At 52.9% G+C, this 16,162-nt stretch carries 16 protein-coding genes; 8 read left to right on the forward strand and 8 right to left on the reverse strand.

The annotated features are described in order from the left end of the window. The 7 genes from OH705_RS24890 to OH705_RS24920 all read left to right on the forward strand — a co-directional run. Nucleotides 1-276, forward strand: a 276-nt coding sequence (locus tag OH705_RS24890; protein ID WP_267303194.1) for a hypothetical protein, incomplete at its 5' end; no start/stop codon positions are given. A 950-nt stretch (nucleotides 277-1,226) separates the two neighbouring features. Further along, nucleotides 1,227-2,387, forward strand: a complete 1,161-nt coding sequence (locus OH705_RS24895) for a dsDNA nuclease domain-containing protein (RefSeq protein WP_267303195.1) — start codon at nucleotides 1,227-1,229, stop codon at nucleotides 2,385-2,387. Continuing rightward, nucleotides 2,384-2,869, forward strand: coding sequence for a hypothetical protein (locus OH705_RS24900; RefSeq protein WP_267303196.1), 486 nt, complete (start codon nucleotides 2,384-2,386; stop codon nucleotides 2,867-2,869). Before OH705_RS24895 ends, OH705_RS24900 begins: the two co-directional genes overlap by 4 nt. After that, on the forward strand, nucleotides 2,859-4,661 hold the full coding sequence (locus tag OH705_RS24905) for an AAA family ATPase (protein ID WP_267303197.1): 1,803 nt from the start codon (nucleotides 2,859-2,861) through the stop codon (nucleotides 4,659-4,661). Before OH705_RS24900 ends, OH705_RS24905 begins: the two co-directional genes overlap by 11 nt. A 324-nt stretch (nucleotides 4,662-4,985) precedes the next feature. Further along, the gene (locus OH705_RS24910) at nucleotides 4,986-6,089 is read left to right on the forward strand and encodes an HPP family protein (protein WP_267303198.1); all 1,104 of its coding nucleotides are present in this window, start codon (nucleotides 4,986-4,988) and stop codon (nucleotides 6,087-6,089) included. A gap of 655 nt (nucleotides 6,090-6,744) precedes the next feature. Continuing rightward, nucleotides 6,745-6,921 carry a DUF3077 domain-containing protein gene (locus OH705_RS24915; protein WP_267303199.1) on the forward strand — a complete coding sequence of 59 codons (177 nt, stop codon included), beginning with the start codon at nucleotides 6,745-6,747 and terminating at the stop codon, nucleotides 6,919-6,921. Nucleotides 6,922-7,273: 352 nt separating this feature from the next. Beyond that, nucleotides 7,274-7,924 (forward strand): BRCT domain-containing protein, encoded by a 651-nt coding sequence (locus tag OH705_RS24920; protein ID WP_267303200.1) that lies wholly within the window; start codon nucleotides 7,274-7,276, stop codon nucleotides 7,922-7,924. 159 nt (nucleotides 7,925-8,083) lie between these two features. On the opposite strand, the gene OH705_RS24925 is transcribed toward OH705_RS24920, so the two are convergent. Together OH705_RS24925 and OH705_RS24930 are read right to left on the reverse strand one after the other, a co-directional pair. Continuing rightward, on the reverse strand, nucleotides 8,084-8,473 hold the full coding sequence (locus OH705_RS24925) for a hypothetical protein (protein ID WP_267303201.1): 390 nt from the start codon (nucleotides 8,471-8,473) through the stop codon (nucleotides 8,084-8,086). After that, entirely contained in the window at nucleotides 8,470-9,033 is a 564-nt protein-coding gene (locus tag OH705_RS24930; protein WP_110605688.1) for a hypothetical protein, read from the reverse strand. The genes OH705_RS24925 and OH705_RS24930 overlap by 4 nt, the downstream gene beginning before the upstream one ends. A gap of 283 nt (nucleotides 9,034-9,316) precedes the next feature. Here OH705_RS24930 and OH705_RS24935 point away from each other — a divergent pair, with 283 nt between their 5' ends. After that, on the forward strand, nucleotides 9,317-9,526 hold the full coding sequence (locus OH705_RS24935) for a hypothetical protein (RefSeq protein WP_267303202.1): 210 nt from the start codon (nucleotides 9,317-9,319) through the stop codon (nucleotides 9,524-9,526). A 91-nt stretch (nucleotides 9,527-9,617) separates the two neighbouring features. On the opposite strand, the gene OH705_RS24940 is transcribed toward OH705_RS24935, so the two are convergent. The 6 genes from OH705_RS24940 to hxsD all read right to left on the reverse strand — a co-directional run bounded on the left by OH705_RS24940 (nucleotide 9,618) and on the right by hxsD (nucleotide 15,997). Further along, nucleotides 9,618-11,441, reverse strand: coding sequence for a hypothetical protein (locus OH705_RS24940; protein WP_267303203.1), 1,824 nt, complete (start codon nucleotides 11,439-11,441; stop codon nucleotides 9,618-9,620). Nucleotides 11,442-11,512: 71 nt separating this feature from the next. Continuing rightward, nucleotides 11,513-11,935 carry a hypothetical protein gene (locus OH705_RS24945; protein WP_110605685.1) on the reverse strand — a complete coding sequence of 141 codons (423 nt, stop codon included), beginning with the start codon at nucleotides 11,933-11,935 and terminating at the stop codon, nucleotides 11,513-11,515. Nucleotides 11,936-12,373: 438 nt separating this feature from the next. Next, a complete protein-coding gene (gene hxsA / locus OH705_RS24950; RefSeq protein WP_110605684.1) occupies nucleotides 12,374-12,982 on the reverse strand; it encodes a His-Xaa-Ser repeat protein HxsA in 609 nt (202 codons plus the stop codon). Then, entirely contained in the window at nucleotides 12,979-14,208 is a 1,230-nt protein-coding gene (hxsC, locus tag OH705_RS24955) for a His-Xaa-Ser system radical SAM maturase HxsC (protein WP_267303204.1), read from the reverse strand. The genes hxsA and hxsC overlap by 4 nt, the downstream gene beginning before the upstream one ends. Nucleotides 14,209-14,213: 5 nt before the next feature. Continuing rightward, nucleotides 14,214-15,701 carry a His-Xaa-Ser system radical SAM maturase HxsB gene (gene hxsB, locus OH705_RS24960; RefSeq protein ID WP_110605682.1) on the reverse strand — a complete coding sequence of 496 codons (1,488 nt, stop codon included), beginning with the start codon at nucleotides 15,699-15,701 and terminating at the stop codon, nucleotides 14,214-14,216. Next, nucleotides 15,698-15,997: a His-Xaa-Ser system protein HxsD gene (gene hxsD / locus OH705_RS24965; protein WP_267303205.1), complete on the reverse strand. Its 300-nt coding sequence runs from the start codon at nucleotides 15,995-15,997 to the stop codon at nucleotides 15,698-15,700. Before hxsD ends, hxsB begins: the two co-directional genes overlap by 4 nt. Nucleotides 15,998-16,162 lie beyond the last annotated feature (165 nt).

Here is a 16,162-nt window from a genome sequence, read left to right on the forward strand (position 1 = left end):
GGCATTCCGAGGCCGTGGCTCGACGAGCTGTACGACGGCCCCGCCCTTGTCACCGATCCGGACGGGCGCGCCGCGGTGCTCAATGAAATGGCCTATGCCGCCAGCCGGCGAAAGGAAGTCGATGCCAGCGTGCTGTCCGACATGCTGGAGCTTGCCGAGGCGGCCAGGACGTGGGCGCTACTCGAGCACGAGGAGGCTTGGGCCATGGGAATTTTTGCCGAATACGAGCCAGATCACCCGAGTGGGTGCCGGGTGCTTCGGGCTGGGGAAAAGTAGCCATATAAAGGAAGGGTGACTCGGCAGAACGCCGTGGGCGGGCTGGCATGGGCCAGTGACTTTCGAAGTGACTTTGTTCGTAGCTGTCCGCCTTCGTTGGCCTTCGTTGCAGCGAGCGCCTGGCGGAAAATCCTGTGGTATCATGCCGTTACGGTGGCTTGGCATGCATGGGGTGCAAGGGGTCGAGTGTTCGAATCACTCCGTCCCGACCAAAATACTCCAAAAAATCCAGTCACTTAGCGGTGACTGGATTTTTTTATGTCTTCGTTTTTGCCGCTGATAGAAATTTACCCCACTTTTTGCACCACCGAGATGCTGATTAGATTTCGTGGGCTGCTTAGCACATCGAAATCCATGACGGAGGGCTGCTCAGGGCCCTTTACCTCTAGGGGGGGTAGATTCTCGCACCCAAATGATCTGCAAATGGTGAGTTTCGGATGGCCGCTTTCGACCCATAGCGTCCACTCGCTACGGGCAGCTAAAGGCCAAAAACTGCCGTTCAACGCTATTGATAAGACCGTAGGTGATTCATTCGTCCCAGGGTGAAATTTTGGAAGAGTAAATATGAAAAACTGACTTGCTTTGTGGGTGGCCTCAGGCCACTATTCAGCAGTTCAGAATAGGAATCTCTCACGGGCGAGAAGCAGCAAGGGAACGCAGCATGGATAGTATTATCCGAAGCAATAAAAGTGCGCCACCGAGATGGCACTCTCAACTTGTACGAAAATACTTCGAACCCGCCACGATAAGCTGCGTTGCAAGCGAAATTTTTGTTGCAACGAAAGTCGTCGATGTACTCGCATCCAGCTTTAAATCAAAAAATGGCGTTTTCGCCATCCGCAGCGTATTTAATTACATTAGTCACCAAATTGTCGCAACGATTGACTCTGCATCCTACCTAAAAGCCCGGCCCTCTCTAGGGCTATCATACTCTAGATCAAAAAATTAATATGAAACTTCATGAGGTCTGCCCTAGGGAACAAAATGGTCGGGATACGATTGATCGCTTCCGAGCACAGTTTAAAGCAGCCAGTTTGGAAAGTTTGGCGCTATTAGAAAATGGAGAAATTGATAGAGTTTACTGCGATGTGCACGAAGACTATGTGGTAAAGTATATTATTAATTCAAGAGCCAAGTATCGGTTTGTTCAGGTAAAAACAAAAAGTAAGCTAAACCATCAGTACAACATACTTGAAATTTTCGGTCTGAAGAAAAAACCGAAAAATAGTCCGGTGCATGACTTGGCGGGCAGCTTCGCGGGAAAGTTACTACTTCACGTGGAGGAATTTGGTGAGGCTTGTAGCTCAATTGAATTATTTACGAACGTAAATTTTGATGACGAAGTCGAACAGATCTGTCAGGAAGTTAGAGATAAAGCAAGACCAACCAAAAATACTTCAAGTCTAATTGACGAGGTTAAGAAGCTTATACCCTCTCTCTCCACAAAAAGTGATGTCGATGTAATGGTCTTCTTGTCGCACTTAGTGCTGGCACCTAGGAAGCAAATTCTCAACGAAGAAGATGATGTTTTCATTTCTCAAGTTTCAAGTCAGATATTCAAGTATAGTGAAATCAACTTGAATCCTCTTGAGGTTAAAAAGATAATCATCCAATTATTGTCGTTAATTGAAGATAAGTCTGCGGTTCCGCTTTCCGGTAGAATTACTGAGAAAGAGTTGGATGAGAAGGCGAGCGTCAATTTAGATGATATATTAGATATTCTCTGTATATCTCGATCTGCCTATTACGTTCTTAAGGCAGGTGGAGATGATCGAGCTATAAAGTCGGTATCCATCCTGCAGAGAATGCTCAAACGTTCTGGTTTTTCAGATGAGACAGTGGACACATTTGCAGGCTTTAAATGTAACTGGGAAGCATGGTACAGAATCAATAGGCATGCACTCTTAGAGTTTCGTTTAGCCATCGCACAGAGCAAAATTATAACTGTGGCAAAGAAGATGGCTATCGGTCAAATTGACATGAACTCAGTAACCGATGAAATTTCAAGTTTGACGCTACAAATCTCTAAAGACCTTGGACGATCAGACATCACCGAAGAGCTTACTTTCGGATCAGTGCTATCCGAATTGGTGAAAGGGGAGGCACAATGAACTTTCGTGAGGCTGTCTCTACCGCCAAGACTGAGTCCCTTGCACTATTGACCGAAAGCAGCCCAAAGGGGCGGCAGGACGTGTTGGGCAACGAAAGTTTATTCCACACGCCGCTCATTGCGTTGACCATCATCCTTCTCGCGCGATCTAGAGCCAAGCCTAAGTATGACGAGATTGGAATGCTAGTAGGGGTTTGCTTTGAGAAAAGCCTCGCTGGTTTCAAGGGGTCGATTCAAGAACTGGGTTGGTCTGCAAACCTCAGAATTCGCACCGTTAAGGCATTTACATTTTTGGAAAATACCGGCTTTATCATAATCGATAAAAGTTCTTCTCGGATTGAAGCGACGGAGATTGGGAAAAAGTTGATTGATAATGTTCTGAAAGAAGACAGTAGGCTATGTATTGCGTTGCTTAAAATTAAGCGTGCCTATCGCAATATCTGTAAAGAGCGGGCCGTTGAGGTTAAGCTAAATGAAATTTGAATCACTTGAGATTGTTCCGAATGCCCCCCATGGGTGGCGTTCAGGTGAGCTTGAGTTTGGTGCAGCCATAACTCAACTTTACGCGAAAAATGGTAGTGGCAAGACTCCGTTGATCCAAGCAATGATGTTTTGCCTCGGACTACATGTTCAATTTAGAGACGACATAGTTCGTAACTGCAAAATGGCACGATTGAAATTGCTTCTCACGGGGAAGCAATTTACCTTAGAACGGATGATAGGTGACGTTTTCGATCTGACTGTGAGAGTTGATGGCGCAACCGAAAATCGTTTTTACAATGAGGTCGACTTTTCAATTTTTATGCTTAAAGCTCTCAAGCTTAGAGGTGATCGACTTGTAACAAACGGCAATACACCAATCATCCCTTATTTTTCCGCGTTACTACCACTTTTCTATTTGGATCAAGATCAGGGCTACTCTGAATACTACATGCCTCCTCGCCCAGGTTTTATAACAAATCAATTTTCAGAGATGGTCAGGCTGGCAACTAACTTTCCTCCGCAGAATTCATATGACAAAAAGAAGAAAGCGATTGAGGTAAAAAAAGATTTAGACTATTTGGATGCAGTTATTGTTGATAGCGGGAAATTGCTGGATCGCATTGCGCAGGATCTTCCATCGCCGCCTCGAAAAATTGAAGAAATTGATAGGCTTATAGCAGAACTGAAGTCGCGTCTTGATGATCTCAAAAAGTCAAAGGATATAAAAAGCGATTCGCTTTCTAGTTTGGATCATTTTGTTGGGGGGTTAAAGAAGCGGCATCGGGAGCTTCAGGCAGAAGAGATTGCCATCGAATCAAAAATCTCTAGTGCAACCCAAATACGTGAAGAAATACAGAGTGAGATTGAGACACTCAATCTGAATGAGGAGGCAAAACGTGCCTTCATTTCGTTCTCAGATATATGCACCTCGCCCTCGTGTGGCATATTTATGGTGAGTACAGATTCTTACGGGAAAAGCTTGCTTTATCTGAAAGATCAAATAAAGGATCTTGAAATTTCAACTGCCTCAAATATACAGAAAGTGGAAGCTTTATCCACCGAAAAGAAGTTTATTGAATCGCAGGTCGCGCAACTGGCTCAGCAAAGGGGGATGGCAGAAAGAGAAGCAGGTATCGAGATATTTATTGAGGCTATTAGCAGGATTTCGTCGGAAATATTCGAGTTGGGGCTTGAAAAAAATAAGTTAGAAAAGTCCGAGCGGCAGAAAAGTATTCATGCTGAATTATTGAGAAAAAGAGACATGGCTCTAACGCTGGAGGACTCACTTCAGGCATCGCGTGAACAGTCGTCAGATATTCTTCAGTTTAGAATAGAGCTAGGTCAAAAAATGGCAGAATGGCTTGACGTCCTAAACTCAAAGAATATTTCAAGGGACATTCGAATAGACTCGGATCTCAAACCCATACTGGGAACTGAAAAGCTTGGAATCATCAAGGGCAGCTCTAAAGCTCGAACAGTGCTGGCATTCCATGCAGCTCTATTTGAACTATGCACCAACGATCCACTCTCTCCGTTCAGAGTTCTGGTATTTGACACCCCTCGACAGCAGGAAATTCACTGGGAAGATTTGGACGCTTACATCAAGGCACTAAAGGCTGTCGCTATACGAAATAATGCGCAGGTGATCTTCTCAACCACTAGCTATCAGTATGCGATCGAGGATAAAACAGACAAAGAGTGGTTGCCACAATTTGCTGGCTCCGAGCAGCCCATGTATCTCGGCAGAGTTGATCAGCCTAAGATGGATGCAGGTCCTGACGTTATCAGCTAAGTTTTCTTTGTCTAACTGTCATCACGATTTTACAGTGCTATGGATATGTCCTACGGCTATCGGCTTTTAGATGCACTCCACGAAGGGCGGCTATGGGTCGATAGCGGCCTGTCACTAACCGCTACAAACCATCTACAGTTGCCGCCTGTGAGAGTGTGGAAAGTTGCTTCCAGTATGGATAATTGGCAGTCTATGGATAAGCGACTCATCGGACGCGCTTTTACGAACGTGTGCGTCGATCATTCATATGCACCAATCCGCCAACACAGAAAAATTTTAACTTCAAACTGGTAAGTGTAGCTAAATTTTGATTTGGAGTTAACAATGGGCATACCTACGCTTACAGAAATTCTACGACCGATAGTTGCTGATCTCACTGCGGGCGAGGCTACGACCCAGATCAGGGTAAGAGATCTTCTACGTTTGGCAGGTGCGGCACGCAGGGGGTGGATAGTTTCAAGCAAAATCCGGAAAACCCTTAATGAACTAGGTGTTAAAACAATTCCGGATTTCGAAACTGTTCCTATCGATGCTTGGGTTAGTTTTGCGCTAAATAATCCTTTGGACGTGACGCCACATGCCCCCTCTGTTAATGAGTCTGGAGAAGATGCCGAGCTGGTCGATCCAATAGCGATTGTCGAGCCGGACACCATTGTTACTCCAGAGTTTATTTTTGGTGCCGTCTCTGAGCCAGCATATCGAGTCAGTCGTCTTCCAGCAGCCAATACCACGCTTATAACTGTTAAGCCGGATGAATCCCTGACGCAAGCGGTTACATTGATGTTGCGACACGACTACTCCCAACTTCCAGTGATGACAAACGAAAGAGATGTGAAAGGTGTCATTAGTTGGGAAAGTATCGCCCCCAAGCTAGCACTTACTCAATCTGAATCAGTATTGGTGCGTGATTACATGAAGGAGCATAAAGAAATTAATGCTTCTGAATCGATTTTCTCTGCAATTCCTCGGATTGTTGAGCATTCCTACGTACTTGTACGAGCATCAGATAGACGCATTAGTGGTATCATTACGACGACAGATCTTAGTCTTCAGTTTCAACAACTATCCGAGCCTTTCTTGCTTCTTTCGGAAATTGAAAACCATATTAGAAAGCTGATTGATGGGAAGTTTACGAAGGAAGAGCTATCCGGTGTGGTTAATCCTTCAGACAGAGGCCGAACCATCGAGTCAGTAGCGGACCTCACGTTTGGTGAGTATATAAGGCTTTTCGAATCACCCGAATTGTGGAGAAAGACCGGACTTAAGGTTGATCGAGCAATATTTACTAAGGAGCTCGACAAGGTTCGTGTTGTTCGCAACGATGTTATGCACTTTGATCCGGATGGGATTTCGGAGGATGACCATGAATTACTACATCATTTTGTGCGGTTCATTCATGAAGTTCAGGGGTTAGCATCATTAGCCTAATGGATTCTGACATGCATACTATTGTATGCATGTTGCGAGTGAGTTATTGGAGTGTGTTTATTTTGAAATGCACAAGTTCGAATAGAGGTCGCGACGCATTCACTTTCAAGAGCGTCTGCCCTTTAGCACTAGCTGCCTTCAGCTTAGGGTAGCCACTTATCTCGGATGGCCAATATCGAACCATAGTTGTCTTTCGCGTAGGGCAATAATCGGCCAAAAGCTTTAGTAATTCTTACCAAGGTCTGCGCCTATTTACGTTAGCAAAGGGATAGGCGCGTGCAACGGAAAATCAGCGGAGAGAGTATCTTTGGGAAATGGACTACAAGGAAGGGGCTAAATCTGATTTTTCACAACTCAACACCTTCGATGCCGCTTACCTGTAACGACCTGCAAGCTGAAGTCAATTCACTAAACTTTGTGGCTCCGCATAAGTCGACGAGTCGATAAAACTCACTCGAGACACCAGTTATTACGAGGGCGGGATGAGGCGTGTTTCAGCGTTCGTGCGCGAATGGTAGGTCTGTACCGTACCGCGAACAGGTGATAATGCCGCCTGGGTTGCGTAGGTAAGCATCGCACCAATCGTTTAATGGTTGAGCATCACCACGCCGGTCGCACTGTCTGTACTAAGTGAGGCGAAGACGGGAAGGTGGGTGTGCAAGATCCGCTGTTCCGCGTGGTGGCAGGGCATCCGGTGGACCATGCGATGGAACAGGCGACCGTGCTGATGCGTGCGGTGCACAAGATCAGTGGCCTGGCGATGATGAAGATTGATCATCTGCCTACGCTGCTGGCGGCGGTGCATACTTCAGTGGTATGGCCAAGGCGTTAGCCCAAGATGTGAATCATGGGTTGATGGTTGGGCGGAGGCTGAGTAGGGGGTGGGTATCTGGCTGGGAGCTTGGTTGCCTCGGCGGGCGCTATCGTGGGGCAAATCAGCTCCCACAGGCCTGCTGACCGCACTTTCTCTACGCTTTTGAGATTAGGCCGAGCCAGTCGCCACGACTTCCAGTTTCGTTCACTTTAGAGAGCCAAGCTACGATCAGGCTCAATGGCGCGATCAGCAACGTGATCGCGTCGATCAGTGAGACCAATTGTCTGAGCTGGATGGAAAGCCAGTACGCGGCCTGGGGCGTGCCGTAGTAGCGTTGTGCCTTCTGCCTAATGAGCATGGAGCCCTATCAATGACAGATCTTCATAACGAGTTCGCAGCAAGCCGATACTTCAATGCCGAAAGAATCGACAGGCGCAGTGCCGACGCTTTGGCGGGCCTAGCGGCCGGGCTCGTGGCTGATAATGTGGTCACCCAGGAAGAGGCCGTATTTCTCAAAGACTGGATCGAGCGAAACCTAGCTCATATAGACGACCCGGTGATAAACCTTCTCTACCGTCGACTGAGCAGCATGCTGGCTGACGGCAAGCTTGATGCAGAGGAGTCCGCCGACCTGCTGGGTATGCTCAAGAGACTCGGTGGGGTTTCCCCTCAAGTGACCTCGTCCGCTACTTGTTCCCCAGTCGTCTCACGGCCCACTGACCTACCTTTCTGCGCGCCTCCGCCCTCGCTTTGCTTTGAAGGCAAAAACTTCGTTTTCACAGGGATCATGGCCTTCGGCCCGCGCAAGGACTGCCAGGAGCTAGTTACTGATCGAGGTGGAATTCTTGGCGGTGCGGTTAGCAAGAAGGTGGACTATCTAATCGTTGGCAGCATAGGCAACGAGCAGTGGCGCCATGCGTCATATGGAACGAAAATTCTCAAGGCTGTAGAACTTCGTGAAGCCGGAGCAGCAATAGCCATCGTTTCAGAGGATCATTGGCAGCAAGCCGTCTTCGGCTAATCCGCTTATCTAGCCTGTCCAAGCATCCAGCGTGGATGGAATGCGAATACAACGCCATCAATGCTGCGTAGTCGCGCTGTGCCTCCCAACGAGCCCGTTCCCACAGGCCTGCTTCCACAAGTCAGCACCAAGGGTCTGTCCCCACGTTTCGCCAAGCCGCTATGGCGCCAGGTTCACACCGTTACAGCGGCCCTTGGTGGAAAAGTCGTTAATCTGCCGCGCCTTGTCCACCGACATCAGGATCGTGCAGCCGCCAGGATGGGCCACGTCGTCCCAGTAGTTGGTATGGACCATCACGTTGCCTTGCATCTCGGCGGTGCTGCCGACCACTTCCTTTTGCACATAGGTGGTATCGCGGTACCAGCCCAACTGCACCCCAGCGCCGTTGGGCAACGGCTCCATGCGCATGGGTGGGCCGAAGAAGTCGATGGCCTGCTTGGCGTCGCGGCCTTGCCATTGGTTGCCCGCCATCAGCTCCGGCAGGGTCGGGATGCAGCCGGCCAACGTCGGCAGCAACAGGCCAAGGATCAGCAGATGGCGCGTGCTCATCGTGGGGTGTTCGCAAGCATGTCGTCCAGCTCCTGCACCGCCTGGCTGTTGGCCTGCACGCCGATCAACTGGATGAACATGGCCTGGATGGTGGCGACCATCTTCGCCGCCGGCATCTTGCCGATCGACAGCATCTGGTTGCGCGCGCGGTTGTCGGGGGCGCAGACGAACGCGAAGGTGCGCTGCAACCAGTAGTCCTTTGGTGCGACCCAGTCTTTGGCGTTGGTTTTCACATCGCGCACGGCGCCGTCGAAGCGACGTATCGCCCGGGCACTGTCCAGGCGGATCTGGCGCTGTTTGCACTTAGCCTGCACCTCGTAGGCGACGAGGGTCGGGAAGGCCGGGTCTTCGAATAGCTGCATGACCTGGGCCGATTGCACGCCACCGGGCTTTTGCAGGATGCCGGCGGCATCGGCGACGTAGACCTCGTTGTGCAAGCGTTCCCCTTTGCCGTAGATGATCCAGTAGTCGCCTGCGGCTTGTTCGGCCAGGGCCGGGGTGCTGCAGGCTAGGGCCAGGATGGCCAGCCACTGGCAGAGGGGTGGAAGTTTGTAACCCATGGCGTCCTTTCCCGGTTTTTTGTAATCCAAGGGGGACTATACGAGGCATAAGGGAGGAGGGTCGATTAGGGCACTTGTGCTAATGGCCAAAGGCCTGCGGTGCTCAGGTGCGGTGTAGAGCAAGCGCCTGTGTTGATCGAACGGCAATGGGTATGTAGTCCCGTTCTGAAACCATGCAACGGTGGGCTTGCCCTTCATTTCTCTCGAGTAATTCTGCTGTACATTCCCTTGGTCAGATCGCACATGCGGCAGTCGTCGCATGGTCCGGATGAAGGAGCAAAACATGTCCGAATCAAAGGTGAGCGTGGCTCTTTTAGACATCAAACGCGAAGCACAGGAGGCCCAAGAAACCATTCTTGAGCTTGTGCACACGGACATGACCGAGAGCCCGGAACTTCTCCAGCCCATCCCTGCATCGTTGCTGAGTCGCATGGCTGATCTTCGGGCACGGGCACAAGCGAATCGCAAGCGCACCGTGCTGTTCGAAGGTTGAGAGCGTGATCGTCAGCAGACAACTTCTGCACTCGCGCCCCCGGCCCTGCCTATGTCATCCTTCGTTTCGCTTACGCCTACGTTGGTTGTCTTCAGACCGCCCGTTCCAGCAGTTGGGCTTCAGCGATCTGTCCGTTCTCATAACGCAGCAGTATCTGACGCTCCCCTTGATCGAACAACGACTGCTGCAGTTGCTGGGTGTCCCGCGGGCCTTGGGCCAAGGCGCTGGTCAGGCCGTCCAGTTGTGCCGTGAAGCTTTGTTGCAGCGAGGCGTCGAGGCTGAACATGCGTGAGCTGGTCAGTTCCATCTGCGAGTTGTAGATGCTGCGGCTCTGGTTACCGATTTCCTCCAGTTGGCCGAGACTTTCGAGAGCCTTGGCCGCCTGGGCGCGATAGCGTTGCAGTGGCTCGGCCAGGTAGCGCAAGGCACAACTGACCACCTGCAGCTGTGCGGTTTGCAGGTAACCGCTGACCCAACCCTCCATCTTCCTCAGACTTTCCTGCAATGCCTGGCGGGTGCTGTCCACGCCGAACAGTTTGTCAGCCTCCACATCCTGGGCGTGCTTCAGCTCTTCGTCCATCTTGCGATTGAAGTACTGGGCCAGGGAGGTGATCTGGCTATGCTGATTTTCCAGTGTCTGGCGGGCCGTGCCGTCGATGCCGTCGTGCGGATAGTGATCGAGCACGCCTTGGGTGTATTCGAACAGTCCAGTCAGTTCTTGCCATTGCGCTTCATCTAGCTCGCGCAGCACGTCGTCCAACTGACGCTTTATGGCGCCCAGCTTCTCGTTGATGTCATGCAAGTGCTTCTGGCCCACCGCCGAGGACACTGCGTTCCACACCGCGCCACTAAGCAGCACGTTCTGCAGGTCTTCAGGGAGCGACAGGCTGGCCTGTTCACTGATCTTGCCGCCGGTACGCACGAAGGCCCGGACGCTACCGTCGCCGTTGGCGTTTTTTGTCAGTGTCTCGAACGGCAGGCTGCACACCACGTAGTTGCCGCTGGCCAGCTCGCCCATGGCGGCCAGGCCGGGCACATTGGCCAGCAGCGGGTTGAGCGCACTGATCTGATCGGTTGGCAGTGAGCGATGGGTACCTGCGGGCGGGCGTTGCACGACGTTGAGCTTGAGCAATGTGCCGCCCTGGCCGTCCTGGACCACCAGATCGGCCGTGGTCTGGGAAGCGGTGGCCACTGGCTGGGTGTCGGGGCGTGTGGCCGGGGGCGTGGCTGGTGCTTCCCGGCGCAGGCGGATCCAGCCCATCTGGGCAACGAAGGGCACGGTCACGCGGTAGGCTTCAGCCACGCTGCTGTGCAGGCCCACGCCGGCCGTGAAGGCAGCGCCGAAGGGGTTCAGGCGCAATCCGGTGGTCGCCGCCATGGTGAACAGTGCCGCGCTGCGCGAGGCGGAGAGGCCAATCATGCTGGCGGCCCCTTTGGGCAGCGCCTCGTCGAGTTTGAATAGCCCGGTCAGCACCTTGGTGCTGGTGGCCCGCTCGAAACGCTCGCTGGCCGGTAGCTCCCGCCAGCCGGCACCGAACAGCGCCAGGGCGATCTGGCGTTCCTTGTCCGCCACGCTGGTTGCGCCGCTGCCGTTGAGCTTTTGGTACACGTCGTTGACGATCTCGGCGTAGGGCACCGCCGATTTCTTCAACAGGCGACGGGCCAGGTTCATTGCCGAATGCCCGCCGAACTGCTGCAGCTCATGGCCCAGCAGGTCGAGCTGCTGCTCGGTGTAGCCCGCCGGTCGCGAGCTGTGCTTGGCCTGTACCAGCTGCTTCTTGATGTCTGCATCCAGGCCGGCGCGGCCCCGGGAGAAGTCGGTGATGATGTCCACCAGAATGTCCACTTCCTCGGGCGTGGCGCTGATGAGGCTGGTGAACAAGTCGTCGTCGCAATCGATTCCTGAGGTTGTCATCGTGTGTCCTTACCTTTTTAACGGTGTATCGGGTAATGGGAACTGGTGCCCCCGTACAAGGTGGGGTGGGCTCAAGGCACCAGCCAGGTGCTGGTCGGCCTGGCGTCGCGCTGAATGGCGACAGCCTGGCAGTGCTCCAGTATCGGCAGGATGTAGGTGATGACGACGGTGCCTGGACGGCCGTCGGGTTGGCGCCGAGCGGCGTGGCAAAGCGGGCCGGCGTTTTCTGGCGCTAGATTGGAGCGAATCTCCACTGCGTGTGCTTCCCCGAAGTGTCGGTTGCTGGCCAGGTAATCCAGCGTTTGCTGGAAGGCCGCACGGGTCAGGGTGATCGAGCTGTTGTTCGTGCCGGTTATCACCCTTACGTGGTCGTTGTTGACCGCCGCGATTCTGAAACGGGTGTTGCTGGCGTTGGAGGGCGTTCGCAGCTCCGTGCCCTGCAAGCGGCTGATCAGTGCCCAAAGAGTGTTATCGACTTGGGTAATGTGCTGCATGGCGTCCTTCATTGTTGTTCGCTGGTCGTCTTCCTAGATTAGCGTGGCATGATGTCCGAATGACATCATCCTTTGGACTTACCCGTGTAACGATCCACGGCGGTCCTGCAGCTGCAATTAGGGGTGTAACAGGTGTCGTACCGCGTGTCGCCCGCATCGCGGGGCAAGCCCTCTCCCACGATGATTTCGATGGTGTCGATTGCCCTTCGCGGAACGTGCCTTCGGCTCTTTAATTTTGTAGCCTCGGTGACACAAAGCCTCCTGGATGAACCACGGTCTGGAGTTGCTTGACCATGACCTTGACGTCCATGTCCGTTCAAGGCTCGTGGCCAAACTTTATCGGCGCGTGACAATAACGCGGCGATGATCGAGCAGCTTTGTGTCTGAATTGCTGGGGAAAAGGTAATCCCGCTCGGGGTTGTCAGGTGAGCCTGGCCTTTATGGAATCTTGATCCCCAGTGAATTGAGAGTGGGTGTATCCATCCTGCCATTCACGGTCAGGGCACTATCCATTTGGAAGGCCATTAACGCGCCACGAGTAGCCTTGCCCATGACCCCATCAATTGTTCCTTGATAGTACTGGCGAACCATAAGTGCAGTCTGTACGCGCTTGACCAGGTTGCTTTTCTGTTCGTTGGTCGCGCGGGTCTTTGACGAACCCGGGCTCGCTCCGGGAGCAGTGCCGGACGACTGATAAAGGCTATTGCTACCTGAAGTACTGTGTGAGGTACTCGGCGCACTGAAACTCCGTGTGCTGGTTGCGGGCGGGCTGTAGTAGCGAGGCGCGCTATAGCCACCGGACCCGCTGTAATGGGAGCTGTGGGAGCTATGGGATCGATGTGAGCTGTGCGAGCGATGTGCCGCATAAATGTTCACTGCGTCTGCGGCATTCAGCGTATCGGCAAAGACGGGGGGCTGCAGCTTGTCGTTCGGTTGCCAGTTCGCATCGGCGAGCGGTGTATGGCCCGCCTGTGCCAATGTGGTACCAGCCATAGGCAACAAGGTGATGCCACTGATCAGGATTTTCCAGCGGTCGAGCAATTTCACTGTGCACTCCTTGCATAGGCGCTAAAGGCCTCGGTCGATAGTTGTCGTACGCCGCGGCTCTGCCAGCGGTCAGTGTGGGATTTGAAGAACCCTGAGCAATGTTTGACGGCAGCGCATTGCTGACAGGTATCGATGAACAGGTTTTTCCAGTCGGAGATGCTCTGGCGGGCGAATCGTGAGAGGTGGGGTGGGATCACACACAGGGGCAGGTTGTAGATCGAAACCGGCATCCCGCGGTTGAAGAGGAAATATGCGGTTTGGCTCAATGCCTCTTGATGATCCAGCGGGTCAATCCACAACTCCTCGTAGTGCTTTCTGGCCAGACCAGTGCTTTCGATACCCATCAACGCAACGTGCCGCACGAATGGGAGGTTCCTGAACACGTAATGGGCTAGTTCAGGCAAGCGTGGTGTGGTCAGGCGACTGAGCACCACACGTATTTCAATGATCTGGTTAGCGCGTGCGAGGTTGTAGAGACCTTGCACGGTTTCGCTGAAGGCGCCCGGGGACTGAACTACATGGTCATGGTCGACTGCGTTGTCGGCATACAGCGGGATGCCCCAACTCAACTGTGGGTGGCCTAGGGCCGCGAGGGCTGCGATCCAGCTCGAATCTTTGAACAGCCGTCCATTGCTCAGCACATGTATGGACTTCTGCGGCAAAACGGTTTTGCACTTGGCCAGAATCTCAAGCAGGCCATCACGATAAAGTGTGGGCTCTCCGCCGCTGATCCCCAGGTTTTCCTCGCCTGCATCCATCAGGTCGATCAGTCGAAGGTTTTCCTCGATATGCCAACGGTCATCAATATCTTTAGGCGGTTGTGAGCACATCAGGCAGAGGCTGTTGCAACGATCCGTCATGAACAGCAGGTTACTGTCTGATCCGCGTCGATAGAGCACTCTTACCAATGCATTGCCAGGGGTAATGGCAATGACATCGCCAGGTTGAACGACATCCGGATCTTTGGGGGAATGCAGGTGCAGCCTGCCGTTGTCGAAGGGGCTAGCGAGTGACTCTGGGGTCAGGAAGCCGCCCACTGGCAATGAAACCAGATGTGGATTTCGCTCAAGATCTTTGTTGGGTAGCCAGAGCAGCAAATCATTGAATTGCGCGGCACCGGCGCAAACTGCGACACCTTGCTCAATGAACTCATCCAAGGTGATGACCTTGAGCAGCTTTGGTTCATTCAGGTGTTGAATTTCGAAGTGGGTATCTTTGCGCAACATCGTCCTTAGCCCCTGTAGCCTGGGAAGGAAGCATCGCTATATGAGCGCCTGTTCAACCAGGACAGCAGTACCCTTTGAACGTTGTCATCTCCGTCGCGAAGCAAGGCGAACAAGTGCTTTAACAGCCCCATGTTCTTCTTGCAGAAACTGCTGAACAACCGATGTCCGATCGGATCACCTTGGCGGGCATAATGTTCGACCGGGTCTGCCCCGCAGTAGGGAACCAATGCGCAATCCGAACAGCCCGGCAATGCCTCCGCGACGCCACTGGCAAGTAGCGCCTCCATAACGGGTGAGGCCAAAAGTTCTGACAAGGGTTGCTGGACTGTGCCCAACCTTAAACCGTCTTCGCCCATCTCCAGCAGCATCCGAGCCTCGTCCGACGGGTAGACGTAACCGTCATAGTTGTAGACCAGCGCCGCTGTACCCGCGCCGGCGGGGGAGCGCAGGTCGACATAGCCGGATGAGAAGGGCGTCAGGATATTTTTCAGCAGCAAGCTGGTGTAGCTTTCCGACAGGTAGGTCCCTTGCTGGTTGATCTTCAGCAGATAGGTCAGAGCCTTCGTGTAGAAGGTCAGGTACTGCTCAATCGGATAGTCAAGGCGATGTGCACTCTTGGAGGCAAACCCGTAAGGGCTGAGCGGTCGAAGTGAAATGCTGGAAAAGCCCTGCTTTACATACTCGTCGATGATAGCTTCAGGCTGTTCAAGGCTTCGAGAGGTCAACGTTGTCAGCGCGGAGACTGCGTCGTGTCCAAGATGCTCGCGGACCCGTTTGATGCCTTCCACGGTGCGCTCGTAAGAGTCCCGTGAAGGCGTCGGGCGGTTGGCATTGTGCAAGGGCGCCGGTCCATCGAGGGAAGTCGAGAACTGGATGCTGTGCTGTTTTGCGAAGTCGAGTATTTCGTCCGTCAGGTGGTGCAGCGTTGTGGTTATGACGAACTGAATATCCCGTTGCTCGACCAGGTTTCGTGCAGCTACCCATTCGACAATCTGGCGTACACGTTCGAAGGCCAGAAGTGGCTCGCCGCCCTGGAACTCTACCGTCAGGGCGGGAGCGTTCGATTCGAACAAGCGATCAACGGCAGCGAGTGCATCCGCTTCCGATAGGTCATGGCCCGAGCCACCCAGCGGTGCGCGCGAAACTTGGCAATACTGGCAGGTGTGGTTGCAGCGTAGCGTTACAACGAACAAGTGCAGGGCTGGGCCCTGGAAAAGAAAGTCCTTGCGGCTGCGATATTGCGCCGCCATTTCGGGAAAAGGATCGTGGCGTGTCGGTTCGTAGATGAAATGGCGAGCTAGCAGGTCCTTGTAAAAAGGTGTGCCTGCTTCTATGTCGAAGTAACTGAGGGCCCGCAACTGCGCGTCGTCCACGTGCAGATACTCGCCGGTATCGGAGGTGAGCAAAATGTCGCGGTCATTTGCGGTGTCCAGGCGCATGAAGCGAAAGGGCAGCAGACGGTAGCCGTTAGCGTCGGTCGCAATCAGTGTCACCGCGAAACTCCGCATCCAGCAAACGCTGCCCGAGCCAATACCTCACGCAACCCAGCTGTCTCACGGTTGATGTGATCACGTAGGGTAAAGTCATTTAAATGCTGGAGAATCAGCGAATGTGCCTGCTCCTGAGACAGCATGACTTTCGTTTTAGCAGGGTAGGCAGTGAGGCTGATCTGGTCAGCTTCAATGCCGATCTGAATCGCGACTGTGTCAGCCAAGGCGTAAGCGGTTCGTTGCACCACGCTGAGCGAATAGGCTGCGCTGTCGAGTTTCAGAATGACTGGCCATGTCATTGGAACCGGTCCTTCAAATCCGTTGGGAACGTGTGGATTTTGCCGGCTAACGAGGCATAGTGCCATCATATTTTTTTACATTTGCATACATTCAGTCAGGATTTTGATGGGTGGTATGGGAAAAATGATGAGAGTGGGAACCGTTTTATGAAAGCTTCCCAGCCC

It is taken from the genome of Pseudomonas sp. BJa3 (assembly GCF_026343815.1).
In the GTDB taxonomy this organism is placed as follows: Bacteria; Pseudomonadota; Gammaproteobacteria; order Pseudomonadales; family Pseudomonadaceae; genus Aquipseudomonas; species Aquipseudomonas soli.

Bases quoted from the DNA above. Each gene is read 5' to 3' on its own strand.
- OH705_RS24895 (WP_267303195.1), top strand. From the start codon at position 1,227: ATGAAACTTCATGAGGTCTGCCCTAGGGAACAAAATGGTCGGGATACG.
- OH705_RS24900 (WP_267303196.1), top strand. From the start codon at position 2,384: ATGAACTTTCGTGAGGCTGTCTCTACCGCCAAGACTGAGTCCCTTGCA.
- OH705_RS24905 (WP_267303197.1), top strand. From the start codon at position 2,859: ATGAAATTTGAATCACTTGAGATTGTTCCGAATGCCCCCCATGGGTGG.
- OH705_RS24910 (WP_267303198.1), top strand. From the start codon at position 4,986: ATGGGCATACCTACGCTTACAGAAATTCTACGACCGATAGTTGCTGAT.
- OH705_RS24920 (WP_267303200.1), top strand. From the start codon at position 7,274: ATGACAGATCTTCATAACGAGTTCGCAGCAAGCCGATACTTCAATGCC.
- OH705_RS24925 (WP_267303201.1), bottom strand. From the start codon at position 8,473: ATGAGCACGCGCCATCTGCTGATCCTTGGCCTGTTGCTGCCGACGTTG.
- OH705_RS24930 (WP_110605688.1), bottom strand. From the start codon at position 9,033: ATGGGTTACAAACTTCCACCCCTCTGCCAGTGGCTGGCCATCCTGGCC.
- OH705_RS24935 (WP_267303202.1), top strand. From the start codon at position 9,317: ATGTCCGAATCAAAGGTGAGCGTGGCTCTTTTAGACATCAAACGCGAA.
- OH705_RS24940 (WP_267303203.1), bottom strand. From the start codon at position 11,441: ATGACAACCTCAGGAATCGATTGCGACGACGACTTGTTCACCAGCCTC.
- OH705_RS24945 (WP_110605685.1), bottom strand. From the start codon at position 11,935: ATGCAGCACATTACCCAAGTCGATAACACTCTTTGGGCACTGATCAGC.
- hxsC (WP_267303204.1), bottom strand. From the start codon at position 14,208: ATGTTGCGCAAAGATACCCACTTCGAAATTCAACACCTGAATGAACCA.
- hxsD (WP_267303205.1), bottom strand. From the start codon at position 15,997: ATGACATGGCCAGTCATTCTGAAACTCGACAGCGCAGCCTATTCGCTC.